This is a genomic window from Rhodococcus sp. PSi06 (assembly GCF_054960675.1).
The window spans coordinates 60,514-77,769 of record NZ_JBHNYO010000012.1; the positions used below are offsets into that span (position 1 = coordinate 60,514).

Genomic DNA, 17,256 nt, shown 5'->3' on the forward strand with positions numbered 1-17,256 from the left:
TCATCGGGCTCGCCGTGCGACAGATCTTCCTTTGCGCCACAAGCACATTCACCACGTCCGGCCACAATCGGATTCACCACGGTCGGATTCACCACGGTCGGATGCACGGAGCACTCACAGCACGTCTCGCGGGGGGACAACATGGTCACGGTGGTAACGGTCGACGCCGAATGCAGGTGCCGAGATGGTGTGGCGGGCGGTCTGTGCCCTTGGCACATCGCCCTCGGCAGTCCTGCGTGAGCAGGGATTCGTCCGTCGTCGACGTCGTCGTTGCCCGAGCGCGCTGGGTTCTGGCCGTCGTGGTCGGGATCGTTCTGATCGCCGGAACCTGGGGCCTGGGCGTCGTAGACGAACTCAGTCTCGGTGGCTACAGCGACCCCGGTAGCGAGTCGGCGAGGGTCGATGCCCTCGTCGAATCCCGCTTCGGTCGAGACATTGCGGACATCGCGGTGATCTACACCCCGACGGACGGTCGGACGGTCGGACGGGATCGAGGACGCGGTGGCCGCGAACCTGGCCGGAATCGACGCGGGAGTGTTGACCCGTGATCCGGTCACCTATTGGACGGTGCCCGACGCCGTCGCCCCGGGGTTGCGATCGTCGGACGGGAACTCCGCGCTCGCGGTGCTGACTCTGAACGGCGACGAGGATCGACGCGTCAAGTCGTATCAGGACCTCCGCGACGAATTGACGATCGACGGTGTGACCGTGCAGTTCGGTGGGTTCTCGGCCGTCGTCGACGCGTACAACGAGCAAGCGCGAGCAGATCTGGTGCGCGCCGAAACCATCACCTTTCCCATCCTGCTGGTCCTGCTCCTGGTCGTGTTCGGCGGACTCGTGGCCGCGGTGACGCCTCTGGTGATCGGCGGTCTGACCGTGCTGGCCTCCCTGGCCGTACTGCGAGCCTTGAACAGCGTCTCCGAGGTGTCGGTGTTCGCGACCAATATTGCGTCGCTGGTGGGGCTCGGAATGGCCGTCGACTACAGCCTGTTCGTGATCACCCGGTTTCGCGAGGAGCTGCGGGCCGGCCACGGAACCGCGGATGCGGTACGGCGCACGATGTCCACCGCAGGGCGAACCGTGGCATTCTCGGCTCTGTTGTTGATATGCGGGTTCATCGGCATGCTGATCTTCCCGCAGGCAATGATCCGATCGCTCGGCTTCGGCGGCATGGCCGCAGCGGCCATCGCCGCGATCGTATCGCTGACCGCGCTCCCGGCCGCACTCGTCCTCCTCGGCCCTCGCATCGACTCGCTCAGCTGGCGCGCTGGTGCGATCGACCGTGGCGAGGCCCGAGCGCAGAGGTTCTGGGGCACGGTGGCAGACCGCGTCATGCACAGACCCGTGCTCGTCGCTGCTGCCATCATCGGCGTGCTGGCCGTGCTCAGCGCGCCCATCTCCGGCGTCGCATTGGGCGACCTCGACCACACCGGCCTGCCCCCGGACTCACCGGCCCGGACCGCCACCCAGACACTGCTCACCGATTTCACGCTCGCGAGCAGCGGCGTCACGGTCGTCGTCCAATCGGTCACCAATGCCCCGCCGAGCCCTGCCGCGGTCGCCGAAGTTACTGACGCCATCGATCGCACGGACGGAATCGCGCTGGCGTTTCCCCGCGGCAGCATCGACGATCTGACCGTCGTCGATGCCATCATGACCTCCGCCGACCGGACCCCTGCCGCACTCGCGACACTCGACGCCGTTCGATCGATCCCCGCTCCCGCCGGGACCACACTGAGAGTGGGCGGCAGTACCGCGCAGAGCGAGGACGGCATCGACGCCATCTACTCCATCTACTCCATCATTCCGTGGATGTTGGCGATCATGGTGCTCGCCACGTTCACGATGACGACACTGGCATTCCGTTCGATCGTGCTCAGCCTCAAGGCAATTGCCATGGCGACGGTCTCCCTGGCAGCCACGTTCGGAGTACTGACCTGGATCTTCCACGGCGGCCACGGCAGCGAGCTGATCGGCGTCACCGCCGGCCCCCTGCAATCCACCATGAGCATCCTCATCATGGCAGTGGTGTTCGGGCTCTCCACCGACTACGAGATATTCCTGCTCTCCCGCATCGTCGAGGCCTACGACGACGGAGCCACCACGAGGGAAGCAGTACGCATCGGAGCCGCGCGCACCGGACGGATCGTGACGGCCGCGGCACTCCTGCTCATCAGCGTCACCGCATTCTTCTCGCTGTCCGAACTGTCGATGATGCGACTGGTGGGCATCGGAATCATCGTCGGTCTCGTCATCGACGCCACCATCGTGCGAATGATGCTCGTGCCCGCCCTCGTCGCGTTGATGGGCAACGCGAACTGGTGGGGTCACCCCGTCCCCGAACGATCGAGAACCGTCCCGACACGATCGGCGTCCACCCAGAAGGACGGGGCCGGAGTTCCCGAACTTCCGGAAACTCCGGCCCCAGCCGACCGCTGATTACCGACTACCGATTACTGACTACCGACTACCGGCTTCCCTCGCGCCAGCGGGTGGCCTCGGCGAGCCCGAAACCGTGACGGTCGGCCAACACACCGAGCCGTTCCACACTGTCGCCGTCCAGAGTGGTTCCGATACTGCGGAGGTTCGTTTCACCCGACAACGCGAGCAGCATCGTCTCGGCCATGCATGCATACGTCAGGCCGGGAGCCAACCCGTAGGTCAACCCGAAATCCGAACCCGCCGGCACCTCGACGATGCCGCCGTCGAACACTGTCACGTCCGGCCGCTCACCACGCACATCGCGCCCGATGTTCGGGGGCTGCGCCACGTCGCACACGATCGCACCCTCCATCAGATCAGTCGGATCGATCAGCGCGTGCGGTGCCGACGTGGCTGCAATCACGATCAACGAATCCTGCACCCCTGCAACGGGATCGGTGAAGAACTCGATGTGCCTCGACCTGACCAGATCATCCAGGTCGCCCGCCACCTCGAGCGCGGCAGCGGCCAGATCTCCAGAGCCCGATGCCATCGTCGCGCTCGCCACCATCTCCTGCGCCGCCGCCCACAACTTCGGCGCGATGGTAGTGCTCTCACCGCGGCGACCGACCAGAGCGATACTGCCGACCTCGCCGGCCAGCTGTGCACCGATCGTCCGCCCGATCGCCCCGCCGGCACCGAGAATGGTCACCCGGGCATGCGCCACATCGATCCCGCGTTCGCGGCACACGCGTCGGACGGCCCGCAGACTCGCCGCGGCGGTGAACGTGTTGCCGGTGGTGATCGGCCGAGACGTTGCACCCAGACCCAACCCGTTACCGGTGATCACCGAGGAATACCCGCCCAACCCGACGACCGTAGCGCCACGCGAGATCGCAAGTTCGACGGCACCACCCACCACCCGCAGTGCCTGCTCGGTCGGCAGATACAGCAATTGCTCCGAGGTGTAGGGCAGCCCGATCAGATCACCGTGCGCCGTAGCGCCCGCTCCCCCGACAACCCGGCCACTGCCGATGACGAACGAAGCGGGGTCGAGCTCGGACGTCGAGCCGGCGAAACGGCGAAGCAGCTCCTGCCGTTCGGCGTGATCGAACACCTCGAGCGCCGGATCGAAGGCGGCGAAGAATCCCAGATCCAAAGGGTGCGCGATGAACGCGAAGCGACGATCCTTGCGGCGCACGGCAATATCGGGGATGCGGCCCGGACGTAGTGCGGCGAGCGCAGGTGGGGTTGCGACGGTCGGGCGGCCCAGTAGGTGGCCGAACAATCCGTCCATGTCCCCCATTGCCGCATAGCCCAGTGCCCGATCCATTGCAGCCACCAGACGCGCGCACTGCGCCGCCGACACCGTCAGCGGCGGCTCGATCCGAATCACCCTGGTGCCGAACAGCGTCGGAGCAACCCGAATCCCCTCGACATTGAGCAGATAGGAGCAGATCACCGCAGTCAGGTTGTGCTGCTCGGCAATCGAGCCCAGCAACGACTGACGCCCCACGAAGTTCACGTCGGCCGTCACCTCGAGTCCGAGCAGCAACCCGCGGCCGCGAACATCGGTGACGACCGACGGATACTTCTTCGCCAACGCGTCCAGATCTTTCGCCAACTGCCGACCGAGAACCGCTGCATTGGTCACCACTGCGCAGTCGTCCCTGGTCAACTCGTCGATCACTGCGATCCCCACTCGAGCCGCCAGCGCGTTGCCCGCGAACGTCGACGTGTGACGCAGTGCGAAACTCTCGTCCACCAGCCGGGGAGCGCACAGCACCGCGCCCACCGGCACGATGCCGCCCCCGAGCGCCTTGGCGACGGTCAGAATGTCCGGAACCACCCCCTCGTGTTCTGCCGCGAACATCCGCCCGGTTCGGCCGAGGCCGGTCTGTACCTCGTCGAACGCGAGGAGCACCCCGTGCCGATCGCAGACCTCCCGCACTCGTCGCAGGTAGCCGTCCGGAGGACACACCACACCGCCCTCACCCTGAATCGGCTCGACGAGGAACATCGCATACCGATCCGGCGCAGCCGTCAGGGCCGCGTCGAGTGCATCTGCATCACCGAAGGCGACATGATCGAATCCCGCCACCGGCGCTCCGAATCCGTTCTGATACTTGATGTTTCCAGTCGCAGACAGCGCACCGAGCGTCTTGCCGTGGAAGCTGTTGGCAGTGGTCAACACTCCCAGTCGACCGGTGTGCGCTCGCGCGACCTTGATCGCAGCTTCGGTGGCCTCGGTCCCACTGTTGACGAACGTCGTTCGCGTCAGACCCTCGGGTGCGATGCGCCCCAACCGATCTGCCAGTTCGCCTGCCGCCGTCAGCACCGACGGTTGCACGAAGATGGCCTCTCCGCTGCACCGAACATCGTTGATGGCCTGCCAGATCGGCGTGGGGCCGTGCCCGAACGGCAGAGCGCCGTAGGCCCCTGCGAAATCCAGATAGCGGCGGCCCGCGGCGTCGAACAAGACGGTCCCGTCACCGCGCACGTACTCGCGATCGAGATTCAGGGCGGACAACAATCGGTACAGCTCCGGATTGACGTTCTCAGCGAAGCCCGAACGACCGGACCTCGATTCCAGTACGGACAAGTCGATAGTTGTATCAGTCATGACCAGCATGCTCCGTTTTCATCGGATCCACCCCTGGCTGTCGAGCATCGAAATGGTTGTCCCGAACAACCAGGGCTCGTCCCAAGCCAGGACGCAATCGCGATGGTAACTGCGTCGCGAGCATGCGACAGATGAGCGAAAACCGCACGAGAAAGCCCCGTCCGAGCAGGGCTTCTGCGTCGAACGGGGCTGAATCGGAGAGAGGAGCGGTGAAACCGAGTAGCGGTGCTACTGATCGTCGATGGCCGACAACTTCCAGGTGCCGTCGACCTTTTCCATGTTGACCGTCAGCGGACCCTCGGCACTACCCGACGCCACACCGTCCTGCGTAGCGCTGATGTTCAGGTTGGCGATCAGTTCGGCCTTGTCGTCCTCGAGACGTGCAACACCGATATCGGTCACCATGGCCTCGGTTCCCGTCTTCGTCTGCACCACGGCGGATTTGGTGGTGTCCGCGGTGGAATTGAACTCGTCGAGCATCGACTGGTTGAGCACACCACGGGCAGCATCGAAATCGGCATCGATCGTATCGGCCTTGTACGTGTACAGAATCTGAAGCGCGTCGGTGGCAGCCGACGTGACTTCCTGAGTAGCTGCAGAATCCACCCAGGCAGCATTGTCGATCGTGGCGAACGGCTTGAACGCCGCCACCGCGGCGAAAGCCCCGAGCACCACGGCAATGACCGCGACCACAGCCACATGCTTGTAACCGATCCCGGGCCTCGCAGCTCCACCCGTAGTGACCGCTGGGCCGGCTGTCGAGTCCACAGCCGGGGTCGCGGTCGTGCCGGTGGCAATTTTTTCGGTGCCGGCCTTGTCGGTATCGGCTTTGTCGGTGCCGGTCTTGTCGGTGCCGGCTTTCGCGAGAGAAGGCTTCGATGCGGCTGCTGTCTTGTCGGCCACCGGCTTCTCGCTCACCGGCTTGTCTGCTGCAGGCTTGTCTGCTGCAGGGACGCTCGGTGCCGGCGTTGTGATCGCGCTGGTGTCGGTCGCTTCCGTGCTCTCGGCGGTGCTCGCACCGGCGTCGGACGCTGTGGGCTTGCCGGCACCGGCCACCTTGCGGCGCACCTTGCTGGTGGTGGTGGGTGGAACGATCTTGCGACGCTGGGGAGGCACTACAGAACTCCTTCGAAACTCACTGCTCTACAGACGGACACGACACTGCCGGGCAACGTCAGTTGCCACCGGAATCCGGCTGTGGTGCCGGCGTCGCTTCCGTACTGGGGGTCGCCGCATTCGGATCGGCCGCATTCGGGTCGGTGGTGGCACCCGGATCGGTCGGGATGACGGGATTGGCGTTGGGGTTGTCCAGCGAGATCCGCACGCCGATGGGATCGACCTTGTTGGTCTTCCACACCCCGTCCACCTCTTCCATGGCCAGTCGCATGGTGAGCTTGCTCTGCTCGGTGCGGTCCGGCCACGTCGTGGTCGTCTTGATCACGACGAGAGCGGTGGCGGTGTTCTCGTCGGTACTGAGCTCTGTCACCGCGGCGTGCAGAACTTCGGCGTCACTCTTGCCTCCGGACTGGCGCACCTGATCGGTGATGCCCGACCGCGTCTGCTCGAGGTCGTTGAGCATCAGGTCACCGGTGATGGACGACTTCATGTTGTCGAACGACTGATCGATGTTGGCCGCGTCGACCGTGTTCAGGTTGACGGCAGCCTGCTGGGCACCGGTGAGCGCAGCGTCGCGAGTGTCCGCAGTGGGCTTCTGGCTGAACAGTGCCGTGCCCCAGCCGTAACCGAAGAACACTGCTGCTGCGAGTGCAGCCACGGCGATCACCGTCACGACGGCCAGCAGAATTTTCGCTGTCTTGTTCTGCCCTGGAGTCGCTGAGGACTCCAGGGCTTCGGTGCTCGAGTTCACGATTTTCACCCTACTACTCGGTAATATCCGGCCGAACCGCTCTCGGCCCGACGACAGTGCTGAGCAGCAGTTCTACCGATTCCGCTACTTCGGCGTGACGCCGATGAGCGGTGCCAACTGGGTGGCGATGGGGTTGAGGTTGAGCTTCTCAGGATCGACCTTGGGGTTGAGGTCCCACGGCTGCGGCACGTCCGGATCTGCGAAGACGATTCGGTTCGCGCTACGAACACCCGTCACGCTGCCCTGCGGGGTCGCACAGTTCGCATCGAGGTTCAGCGGGTAGTTCTCCCGGGTCGGATCGAAATTCGGGTTCTTGCGCTTCTCCTCGTCGAGGATCGCCTGGCTGCCCTCGTAGCCCACCGTGCACGGCGGCGGGTTGTTCACCTCGAGCAACAGACCCTGATGGATCGTGCCGTCGTCCGGGACGATGGTGGAGATGCCGGCTCCCAAGGCGGGGAGGAACGTCAGGAACGGCCGCAGAGCGAGATACCGCGGCTCGGCCTGTGCTGCGACCAAAGAGAGATTGTTGATGTCGGTCGTCAAGGCCGGACCGGCTTCGGTGATCAGACCACCGAGCTGATCGCCCGCGGCGGTACCGGTATCGATAAGTCGACGGATATCGGGATCGCTGGACTTAAGCTGAGCCGTCACCTGATCCAGGCTCGTACTGAATTCGCGAATCAGGTCCGACTGCTCGGACTGTGTGTCCAACACCGGAACGGCGTCACGCACCAATGCCAACGTCTGAGGCAGCGCCTCGTTGCCCGCTTCGGAGATGTTGCCGAGCGAGTCGACGAGCGACTGCAGGTCGTTACCCTTGCCGTCGAACGCGACACCGAGTTCGTTGACCACCTTCGTCAAGTTCTCCAGCGGCACCGATCGGACCAACGTGTTGGTGTTGGCGAGCACGTCCTGCACCGGAACGGGAGTCGCGGTGTTCGCCGCGGCGATCTCGGAGCCGTCGACCAGGAACGGTCCCTGGTCGGTCTGCGGCTGCAGATCGACGTACTGCTCGCCGATTGCAGATCGGTTCGCCACGACGGCCTTCGTGTCCGCCGGGATGTCCGGTCCGCCGTTGTCCAGCTTCAGCTCCACCTGGACCCCGTCCTGCGTCAACTGCAGGCCGCCGACGGTGCCCACCGGCACTCCTCGGTACGTGACCTCGGCGTTGGAGAAGATTCCACCGGAATCGGCGAGGTTCAGGGCCACCTTGTACTGACCGAACCCGAGCATGTTGTCCAGACGTACGTATTTTCCGCCCACGTAGATCAGCCCGAGCACGGCGATCACGACGAACACCACCAACTGGTACCGAACGAGCTTCGATCTCACTGGCCAACTCCGAACTGTTCGAGCAGATCATTCAACGGTGCCAACGGTGTCAACGGTGCGGGCTCTGCCTCGGCTTGACCGCTCGGTGCACCCGGGCCGGGGATCGGTGACGGAATGATCGGCGGCAGAGGCAGCAACGAAATCGTCGGCCAGCCCGGACGCGGGCCGTTTCCGTTGTAGTACGGGTTGGACGGGTCTACGACGGGGAGCGTCTTGCCGTACTTCGGCTGGACGTAGACCGGATCTCCCTCGCCCACACCGAAGTTGCGAAGCGCAGTTCCGATCGACAGATCCAGCGACAGGAACAGGTTCGCGGAGTTGCCCTCGATGATCTTCTCGGTGCCGTCGGCGAACGGCAGCGTAGGAATCACCGACAGCGAGCTCACCACATCGTCCGCCGAATCTGCGAGCGCCTGCAGCGTGGGACGCAGTGCCCGAAGGTCGGCAATCAGATCGTCCTTGGATCGATTGATCACGTCGGTGCCCACGGAGCCGAGACGATCGAGTGCACCGAGCATCTCGGTGAGCTGCGGACGCTGCTGCTCGAGCACCTCGGTGGCGATCGGCAGATCCTTGAGCACTCCGTCGATCTTGTCGGTCTGAGAGTTGACGCGCCCACTGAGCGTGTCGAGACCGTCGATGGCGCGGGTGATGTCGTCACGCTGCTGGTTCAGGCCGTCGATCAGCGTGTTCGCTTGCTGCAGAAGCTCTTTGGTCTTGCCTTCACGGCCGTCGAACGCCGTGCTCAGTTCCTTGACGATCGGCGAGAGCTGCCCGACGCCGCCGCCGTTGAGCAGCAGAGACAGTGCACCGAGAACCTGTTCGATGTCGGTCGCGTGGCGGGTCCGATCGAGCGGGATGGTCGCGCCGTCCTGCAATCGTGCCGCTTCCTCGTCACCCGGAGGTGCGGAGAGCTGCACGAACTTCTCGCCCAGCAGGTTGGTCTGCTGCACCGACGCCGTCGCGTTGGCCGGAAGGTCCACGTCGGAATTCAAGATGATGTTGACATCGGCCGTCCAACCCTCGTTGGGAACGGTGATCGAGTCGACACGACCGACCGCCACACCGTCGACCTTGACGGTCGACTGCGGGACGAGGTCGAGAACATCGTCGAACTGCACCGTCAGATTGAACGGGTTGTCCCCGACATCGGCACCACCCGGCAGCGGGATGGCGTAGATGCCCGCCGACGAACATGCACCGACGGAAATCGCCACCACGCACAGCCCGGCTCCGAGGGACAACGAACGCTTCACGCGAGCTCGATTCCGATTCACAGAGGTACTCACTGTCCCCCACCTCCGATGTACGACTGCTCCAGACCCGGCATCGAGCTGGTTCCGAGCTTGGGCGAGACGACACCGGGGACCGTGCCCGGCACGGACTGGTTCTGCTGGATGTCGTTGGTGAGAACACCGAACGGCAGCACGATCCGGTTCTGGTCGGCGAGAGGTGCCTGGATCATGGTGGTGATGTTCGCGCACTGATCGATGATCGGCTGAATCTGCGCACCGAGGGCCTCGAAGCGAGGATCGCCGGGCACCAACTTGCCGAGGTCGATCAAGCGGCAGACGGTACCGAGGGGATCCTGGGTCTCGTTCTGCAGATTGGCACGCGAGGCGAGCGTGCCCGACTCGGCGTCGTACGCATTGACCAGGTTGCTGATCGCCAGTGGCAGCAGCGTCAAGGTCTGCACGAGCTGCTCACGGTTGTCGGCCAAAGTCTGCGTGGGCTGAACGAGACCGTTGGCCGCATCGGTCAGTTCGGTGCGGTTGTCCGCGACGAACGTCGCGACGTCGCCGAGCGAAACCGACAGTTGCTGCAGTGCAGCACCGAGATCCTCACGCTGCCCCGACAGGAAGCCGGTCAGGTCGGCCAGCTGGGTGTTGAAGTTGCGCACCTGCTGATCGTTCACCGACAGAGCGCTGACGAAGGTCTGCAAATTCTTGATCGTGTCGAACACGTCGGTCCGTGAATCGCTCAAGGTGCGACCGGCCGCCGACAGCTGAGTGATGCTGTTGCCCAACGCTTCACCGTTGCCGTCGAGGTTTGCCGCGCCGGTGTTCACGAAGTCCGTGAGCGCGCCGTCCTTGTTGGCACCGTCGGGTCCGAGGGCAGTGGACAGATCGTTGATCGACTTGTAGAGCTCGTCGACCTCGACGGGTGTCGCCGTGCGATCGCGACCGATCGTCGTTCCGCTGGCCATGGTGTCGCCGCCGGTGTAGGCGGGTGCGAGCTGGACGTAGCGATCGGCAACGAGTGAGGGAGTGACCTGAACGGCCTTGGCATCGGCAGGTATGTCGATGCCCCGGTCGACTCGGAGTACGACCTCGACGTCGTCGCCCAGAGGGGTGACGGAATCGACGGTGCCCACCTTGACGCCCAGTACACGGACCTCCGAGCCGGAGTAGATGCCGACCGACTTGTCGAAGTAGGCGGTGATCTTGGTCGTTCCTGCTCTGGTGAACAGCCACCAACCGGCGACGGCTACGACCAGTGCCACCACAACGACGACGGCGATGATCGCGAGCTTGTTCTTGTTGCGCGGAGCTGCCTGAGTTTCTGTCATCAGTTCCCCGCCAACTTGTCGACCGAGGGCTCGCGGTAACCAGGTATCAACGGAACTCCGGGTGGTGTGAGGTTGGCCAGGACGATATCGAGCCACCGGCCGTTACCGGTCACGTTGGTGTAGAGGCGGATGAACGGCTCGTACAGCTTGAGCGCGCGGTCGAGATTGTCGTTGTTCCGCTGCAGAATCTCGATGACGCCGTTGAGCTGCTGGAGCATCGGATTGATGGTGGCCTCGTTGTCGCGGACCAGACCGGTCAGCTCCTGAGACACTCGCTGCGTGCCGGTGAGCAGCTGCGAGATCGCCTGCTGCCGGTTGTTGAGCTCTTCGAGCAATGGGCCGGCGTCGGTGATCAGCTTGTTGAACTGCTCGTTGCGGTCGGCCAGCACCTTCGAGGTCTCGCCGGTCGCTGCGAACAACTTCTTCAGTTCCTCGTCGCGACTTGCGACCGTCTGAGACAACCGAGTCACGCCGTCCAGGGAGGCACGGATGTTCGCCGGGGTCTCCGAGAACGCCTCGGACAGCGTCCGCATGCTGTTGGCGAGCTGGTCGGTGTCGATGTCGTTGATGGTCGAGGCCGCTGCCGAGAACGCATCGATGACGTCGTACGGAGATGTGGTGCGATCGAGCGGAATCGGGTCCTTGGGACTCAAGGTGTCCGTGCCACTGGGGTCGAGGGCAAGATACTTCTGGCCGAGCAACGTCTTGATGGCGATGGCTGCCCGCGACTCGTTTCCGACCCACGCGTCCTGCACGGTGAAGTCCACCAGTACCCGGTCGCCGTCGAGGCGCACATCGGTCACCTTGCCGACCTTGACGCCCGCGATACGGACCTCGTTGGACGGCTTGAGACCTGCTGCTTCACTGAATTCGGCGGTGTACACCGAACCCGCACCGATGATCGGAAGTCGGTCGAGAAAGAACACCGACATCGTGGCGAGCAGGATGATGGCGATTCCCAGCGCACCGATGGTTGCCGGACTACGACGAGATGTCATTGCTTGATCCCCCCAGCTTTGCAGCGCTCTGCCGAGTTCGTGTACAGCGGCTGGTTTACGGTCGGAAGCCCGGTCGGCAGGTTCAGGTTGGGCGAACTCCCCGGTCCGGCAACGATGTCGATGCCGCAGAGGTAGAACGTGAACCAAGATCCCTGCTGGGCCGTGCGGATGAGCTTGTCCAGCTTGTTCGGCAGAATCCCGAGGACCTTGTCCACGTCGTCACTGCGTCGATTGACGGTTTCCGACAGTGTGTTCAGTGCCGTGACCGATCCCTGGATCGACGGCCTCGTCGGCTCCAGCAGATCGGCAGTGGCGTTGGTCAGACCGGCCAAGGAGGTCACGGCCGAGCCCACCACACCGCGATCGGCCGACAGTCCGGAGACCAGCTGCTGGGTGTTGACGATGAGGCTGTCGAGCTGTCCGTCGTTCTGATTGACGGTCGCCAACACGTTGTTGAGGTTGGTGATGACCTGGCCGATGACCTGATCCTTGTCTGCGACTGTGTTCGTCAAGCTCGCAGTGTTGGTCACCAGTTCGTTGATGGTGCCCGACTCCCCCTGGAACACCTGGATGATCTGGTACGACAGCTTGTTGACGTCGTCGGCGCTCAGGGTGGTGAACAGAGGCCGGAAGCCGTCGAACAGCGTGGTCAGGTTCACCGCAGGCTTGGTCCGCTCCAACGGGATGGTCGCACCCCCGTTGATCTTCTGACCCTGGTCTCCCGAGCCCTGCTCGATAGCGATGTAGCGCTGGCCCACGAGGTTGCGGAATCGGATGGTCGCCGTCGAGCTCGCCGGCAGCCAGTCGCGGCTGCTGAGAGTGAAGTCCACCTTGGCTTCGCGCTCGTTGGCGATCTCGATCTTGTCCACCTGGCCGACGCGAACGCCTGCGATCCGAATCTCGTCACCCTCGTTGAGTGACGTGACGTCGGTGAACATGGCCGAGAACGACGTACCGCCGCCGCCGCTCGAATTGGCGATGGTGAAGGCAAGGGTGGCCGTGGCAATGATCGTGACCACAGCGAACACGACCAACTTGATGATCGGCGCGAGAAGGCCTCTCATTTCACGCTCACCTCCGCTCCTCTCAGTGCCGGAGCGCCGATAGCGGCTGCCCACGACGGAATGCTGTCCGGGGCAACACCACTCGCCTGTCCGTAGATCACGGCGAGAGTGTCACGTTCGAAGTCCGAGCCCTCGTAGCTCGCCGGCTGCGCAGCGTCCGACATCGCCGGAACGATGGAACTCTGAGCCGACTTGGGTGGTCCCTGTCCGGGAATCACCTGCGGGCCCGGGTTACGGGTAGGCACCTGGTACGAGCCGTCGTTGACCGAGCCTCCCGGGTACTGCGGGAAGAACTCGCCCGGTGCCGCAGGCTCGAAGCACGTAGCTCCGCGATCGTCGAACAAGCGCGGCTCGTCCTGATTCGGCAAGTACCGGCCCTTCGGGTTGACGAACGATGCCGACACGTTGATGCCGGGGTAGGGGTCTCCCTCGCCGAGCACGATCGCGCCGCGCCTGGCACCTTCGGCGAACTGGCTGAACGTGCAGCCGAACGTCGGGGAGAACTCGGCAAGAAGTTCGAGCGCCTCACGGGAGTTGCTCGCCAAGCTGATCAGGTTCTCGGAGTTCGCCTGCAGGAAGTCCGCGGTGACGTTGGACGCCGACGTGAGCGAACCGTACAGCGTCTCGAGACCGGACTGGCGTTCGACGACGGTGTTACCCGTCGTACGCAGATTGTCCAGAGCCGAGATCAACTCCGGTGCCGCATCCGCGTAGGTTTGGGAGAAGTCCGCGAGGCCGACGAGGGTCTGCTGGATGTTCGGCAACTCCGTGTTCAGACCCGACACGATGTTCGTCAGGTTGTCGATGGTCTGCCCCAGTTGCTCGCCGCGCCCGCTGAGACCCTGTGCCAGCGACCCGAGGGTGTTGGCCAGATCCTGCGGCGGGATCGCCTGCAGCAGAGGAAGCAAGCCGTCGAGCAACTGCCCGACCTCGATCGCGTTTCCGCTGGTGTCCTGACGCAGAACCGTGCCGTCGGTGATCGGTGACGCCGAATCGTTCTCGGGCACGATCAGCGAGACGTAGCGCTCTCCGAACAGAGTCTTCGGAAGCAGCCGAGCCGTCGCGTTCGACGGGATCAGCGGTGCCTTGTCCGGATCGATGGCCAACTGCGACGTGACGACACCGTCGACGCTCGACGCCGATCGCACCTCGCCCACGATCATTCCGCGCACCTTGACGTCCGCGTTCATCGGCAGAGCGTTTCCGACGGAGTCGGTTTCGAGGCTGACGTCGACGACGTCCTTGAAGGTCTTGTTGTAGGACGTGATGCTCCATCCGAGAAACAGGATGAGCACCAGAAAGAATGCAAGTCCGAGCAGTACTCGCTGCAGTCGCGACGGCGAGTCGATCATCCGGCAACCCTTACTGTGGTGGTCGTGCCCCAGATGGCGAGGCTCAAGAAGAAGTCCAAGACGGCGATGGTGACGATTGCCGTACGCACTGCGCGACCCACCGCGACGCCGACGCCTGCCGGTCCGCCGGAGGCGTGATAGCCGTAGTAGCAGTGGATCATGATGAGCACGAAGGCGAAGATGAGCACCTTGAGGAAGGAATACAGCACGTCTTCCGGGGGCAGGAACAGATTGAAGTAGTGGTCGTAGGACCCGGACGACTGCCCGTTGAAGATCGTGCTGATCCCCCTGGACGCGACGTACGAGGCAAGCAGACCGACGATGTACAGCGGGATGACCGCCACGAAGCCGGCGATCATGCGAGTGGTGACGAGGAACGGAACGCTCGGCACGGCCATGACCTCGAGCGCGTCGATCTCCTCGGAGATCCGCATTGCACCGAGCTGAGCGGTGAAGCCACAGCCCACGGTTGCCGAGAGCGCCAGCCCCGCGACGATCGGTGCGATCTCACGGGTGTTGACGTAGGCCGAGAGGAAGCCTGTGAGCACGGAGCTACCAAGCTGCTCGAGTGCTGCGTAACCCTGCAGACCGACGACGATGCCGGTGAAGCCCGACATCATCACGATGACGCCGATGGTGCCACCGATGACGGCCAGCGCGCCGCTGCCGAAGGTGACCTCCGCCAGTAGGCGGAGCACCTCCTTCTTGTAATGCACTGCGGTCCTGGGAATCCACCCGATTGCCCGCAGATAGAACGACATCTGCTCGCCTGCGCGATCGAGCACGTTGAGTGGAGCATTGCCGACGCGCTTGACGCGCATCAGCGTGCGGTCACCGCGACCTCTTGCGATAGTCATCGCGGTTACGCTCCCTTCGCTGGAACGACCTGGAGGTACACCAGGGTCAGAATGAGGTTGGCGAAGAAGAGCAGCAGGAACGTGATGACCACGGTCTGGTTCACTGCCTCGCCGACACCCTTGGGTCCGGGATTCGGGTTGAGACCCTTGTACGAGGCGATGATGCCCGCGATGAGTCCGAAGATCGCCGCTTTCGCCTCTGCGACATACAGATCCGGCAGCTGAGCCAGCGCCGAGAACGACGCCAGGTACGCGCCGGGAGTACCACCCTGCAGGATCACGTTGAAGAAGTAACCGCCGACGATGCCGACGACCGAGACGAGCCCGTTGAGCAACAGAGCCACCAGGATCATGGCCAGCACTCGCGGAACGATCAAGCGGTGGACCGGATCGATTCCCAGCACACGCATCGCGTCGATCTCTTCGCGGATGGTCCGCGAACCCAGGTCGGCGGTGACGGCCGAGCCCGCGGCACCGGCCACCAGCAGCGCCGTCACCAGGGGCGAACCCTGCTGAATGACGGCGAGCACGCTGGCCGCGCCGGTGAACGACTCGGCACCGAGCTGCTTGATGAGCGATCCGGTCTGCAGCGAGACCACCGCGCCGAAAGGAATGGCGACGAGTGCGGTCGGCAAGATCGTCACGCTGGCGATGAACCAGGCCTGCTCGATGAACTCGCGGAACTGGAACGGCCTACGAAATGTGTTCCGAACGACCTCTACGAGCAGTTCGACGATATTGCCGGCCTGTGTCAGAGCGGCATTTGCCGGAGCGAATCCGGACTTCTTCGATCCCGCCATGTCTGCTATTGACCCCGACCTTGCGTAGGAGCTTGGTAGCCCTGTTGATCATGATCTTGCCCGCGATAGCCCTGGTCGTAACCCTGCTGGTCGTAACCCTGCTGGCTGTAACCCTGCTGGTCGTAACCCTGCTGGTCGTAGCCCTGCTGGTCGTAACCCTGTTGGCCGGCGTACGCGGGGTACTGCTGACCGGGGTCGGTGGTATCGAGGCTCTCCTGGATGGCGACCTGCGCATTGTGCGGCAGCGTGTGCATGATCTGACGCACCCGCTCCTGCCTGCGGCCGACAGCTTGGCGCACCGGTGTACCCGGGGTCGCCTTCATCTGCGGCACGATGCCTTCCACGTCGTCGACGCCACCGGCGTGGTGCCCGGCATCGACGAGGGCTTGCTCGTGCGCCATCTGCGCCTCGTCCTTCTCCTCCGACATACCGATCGGGCCGATCATCGTTCCGTTGAGGAACTGCTTGACGACCGGCTCGTCGCTGGTGAGGAGCACCTCGCGTGGGCCGAACATGACCAGCTGGCGGCGGAAGAGCATGCCGATGTTGTCCGGCACCGTACGGGCGAGGTTGATGTTGTGCGAGACGATCAGGATCGTGGCATCGATGTTGGCGTTGATGTCGATCAGCGTCTGCGAGATGTACGTCGTACGAACGGGATCGAGACCGGAGTCCGGCTCGTCGACCAGAATGATCTCCGGATCGAGCACGAGAGCGCGGGCGAGACCGGCGCGCTTGCGCATACCGCCGGAGATTTCGCCGGGCAGCTTGTCTTCCGCACCGAGCAGACCCGTCAGTTCGAGCTTCTCCATGACGATCTTGCGGATGTCGGACTCGGACTTCTTCGTGTGCTCACGAAGCGGGAACGCAACGTTGTCGTAGAGGTTCATCGAGCCGAACAACGCACCGTCCTGGAACAGGACGCCGAACAGCTTCCTGATCTCGTAGAGCTCACGCGAGGAGCACTGCAGGATGTCGGTTCCGTCGATGAAGATCTTGCCCTCTTCGGGACGCAGCAGACCGATCAGAGACTTCAGAAAAACCGATTTTCCGGTACCGGAAGGACCGAGGAGCGCACTGACTTCACCCTTCGGCAGGGTCAACGTCACGTCCTGCCAAATCTTCTGTACACCGAAAGACTTGGTCAATCCTTCGACCGAAACCTCGACTCCCACGCTGACCTCCACAATTCATACACATCGACCCGGATGTGGGTTGCGTCACTGTATCCCATGCAGGTGTCCGCACCGACACAGGAGCTTACCGCCCAGTAAGAACTTCCCCGAGTCAGGCTGTAGAGCTTGCATCAGTGTGGCTCATCTCACGCGACACGGTCGGCGACTCGCCAGAACTGTGACAAGTACCAGTCGCAC

At 63.7% G+C, this 17,256-nt stretch carries 12 protein-coding genes and 1 pseudogene; 1 reads left to right on the plus strand and 12 read right to left on the minus strand.

All coding sequences use genetic code 11. The annotated features are described in order from the left end of the window. Nucleotides 1–170: 170 nt before the first annotated feature. Nucleotides 171–2,439 (plus strand): annotated as a pseudogene (locus tag ACFI9K_RS16570) (MMPL family transporter). Nucleotides 2,440–2,467: 28 nt separating this feature from the next. Here ACFI9K_RS16570 and ACFI9K_RS16575 read toward each other — a convergent pair. The 12 genes from ACFI9K_RS16575 to ACFI9K_RS16630 all read right to left on the minus strand — a co-directional run bounded on the left by ACFI9K_RS16575 (nt 2,468) and on the right by ACFI9K_RS16630 (nt 17,058). Then, the gene (locus ACFI9K_RS16575; protein ID WP_462664515.1) at nt 2,468–5,044 is read right to left on the minus strand and encodes an aminotransferase class III-fold pyridoxal phosphate-dependent enzyme; all 2,577 of its coding nucleotides are present in this window, start codon (nt 5,042–5,044) and stop codon (nt 2,468–2,470) included. 228 nt (nt 5,045–5,272) lie between these two features. Further along, nucleotides 5,273–6,160, minus strand: coding sequence for a hypothetical protein (locus ACFI9K_RS16580; RefSeq protein ID WP_462664516.1), 888 nt, complete (start codon nt 6,158–6,160; stop codon nt 5,273–5,275). A gap of 58 nt (nt 6,161–6,218) precedes the next feature. Then, a complete protein-coding gene (locus ACFI9K_RS16585) occupies nt 6,219–6,911 on the minus strand; it encodes a hypothetical protein (protein ID WP_462664517.1) in 693 nt (230 codons plus the stop codon). A gap of 84 nt (nt 6,912–6,995) precedes the next feature. Then, on the minus strand, nt 6,996–8,243 hold the full coding sequence (locus ACFI9K_RS16590) for an MCE family protein (RefSeq protein ID WP_462664518.1): 1,248 nt from the start codon (nt 8,241–8,243) through the stop codon (nt 6,996–6,998). After that, a complete protein-coding gene (locus tag ACFI9K_RS16595; RefSeq protein ID WP_462664519.1) occupies nt 8,240–9,499 on the minus strand; it encodes an MCE family protein in 1,260 nt (419 codons plus the stop codon). The genes ACFI9K_RS16590 and ACFI9K_RS16595 overlap by 4 nt, the downstream gene beginning before the upstream one ends. A 29-nt stretch (nt 9,500–9,528) precedes the next feature. Beyond that, the gene (locus tag ACFI9K_RS16600) at nt 9,529–10,812 is read right to left on the minus strand and encodes an MCE family protein (protein ID WP_462664520.1); all 1,284 of its coding nucleotides are present in this window, start codon (nt 10,810–10,812) and stop codon (nt 9,529–9,531) included. Further along, a complete protein-coding gene (locus ACFI9K_RS16605; RefSeq protein ID WP_462664521.1) occupies nt 10,812–11,810 on the minus strand; it encodes an MCE family protein in 999 nt (332 codons plus the stop codon). Before ACFI9K_RS16605 ends, ACFI9K_RS16600 begins: the two co-directional genes overlap by 1 nt. Then, a complete protein-coding gene (locus ACFI9K_RS16610; RefSeq protein WP_462664522.1) occupies nt 11,807–12,874 on the minus strand; it encodes an MCE family protein in 1,068 nt (355 codons plus the stop codon). Before ACFI9K_RS16610 ends, ACFI9K_RS16605 begins: the two co-directional genes overlap by 4 nt. Then, on the minus strand, nt 12,871–14,226 hold the full coding sequence (locus ACFI9K_RS16615; protein ID WP_462664523.1) for an MCE family protein: 1,356 nt from the start codon (nt 14,224–14,226) through the stop codon (nt 12,871–12,873). Before ACFI9K_RS16615 ends, ACFI9K_RS16610 begins: the two co-directional genes overlap by 4 nt. Continuing rightward, nucleotides 14,223–15,083: an MlaE family ABC transporter permease gene (locus ACFI9K_RS16620; protein ID WP_462664524.1), complete on the minus strand. Its 861-nt coding sequence runs from the start codon at nt 15,081–15,083 to the stop codon at nt 14,223–14,225. Before ACFI9K_RS16620 ends, ACFI9K_RS16615 begins: the two co-directional genes overlap by 4 nt. 5 nt (nt 15,084–15,088) lie before the next feature. Further along, entirely contained in the window at nt 15,089–15,883 is a 795-nt protein-coding gene (locus tag ACFI9K_RS16625; protein WP_462664525.1) for an MlaE family ABC transporter permease, read from the minus strand. Between the two features lie 5 nt (nt 15,884–15,888). Further along, on the minus strand, nt 15,889–17,058 hold the full coding sequence (locus ACFI9K_RS16630) for an ATP-binding cassette domain-containing protein (RefSeq protein WP_462664526.1): 1,170 nt from the start codon (nt 17,056–17,058) through the stop codon (nt 15,889–15,891). Between the last annotated feature and the right edge of the window lie 198 nt (nt 17,059–17,256).

Excerpts from the sequence above, each read along its gene's own strand:
- ACFI9K_RS16575 (WP_462664515.1), bottom strand. The coding sequence starts at position 5,044 with ATGACTGATACAACTATCGACTTGTCCGTACTGGAATCGAGGTCCGGT.
- ACFI9K_RS16600 (WP_462664520.1), bottom strand. The coding sequence starts at position 10,812 with ATGACAGAAACTCAGGCAGCTCCGCGCAACAAGAACAAGCTCGCGATC.
- ACFI9K_RS16605 (WP_462664521.1), bottom strand. The coding sequence starts at position 11,810 with ATGACATCTCGTCGTAGTCCGGCAACCATCGGTGCGCTGGGAATCGCC.
- ACFI9K_RS16610 (WP_462664522.1), bottom strand. The coding sequence starts at position 12,874 with ATGAGAGGCCTTCTCGCGCCGATCATCAAGTTGGTCGTGTTCGCTGTG.
- ACFI9K_RS16615 (WP_462664523.1), bottom strand. The coding sequence starts at position 14,226 with ATGATCGACTCGCCGTCGCGACTGCAGCGAGTACTGCTCGGACTTGCA.
- ACFI9K_RS16620 (WP_462664524.1), bottom strand. The coding sequence starts at position 15,083 with ATGACTATCGCAAGAGGTCGCGGTGACCGCACGCTGATGCGCGTCAAG.
- ACFI9K_RS16625 (WP_462664525.1), bottom strand. The coding sequence starts at position 15,883 with ATGGCGGGATCGAAGAAGTCCGGATTCGCTCCGGCAAATGCCGCTCTG.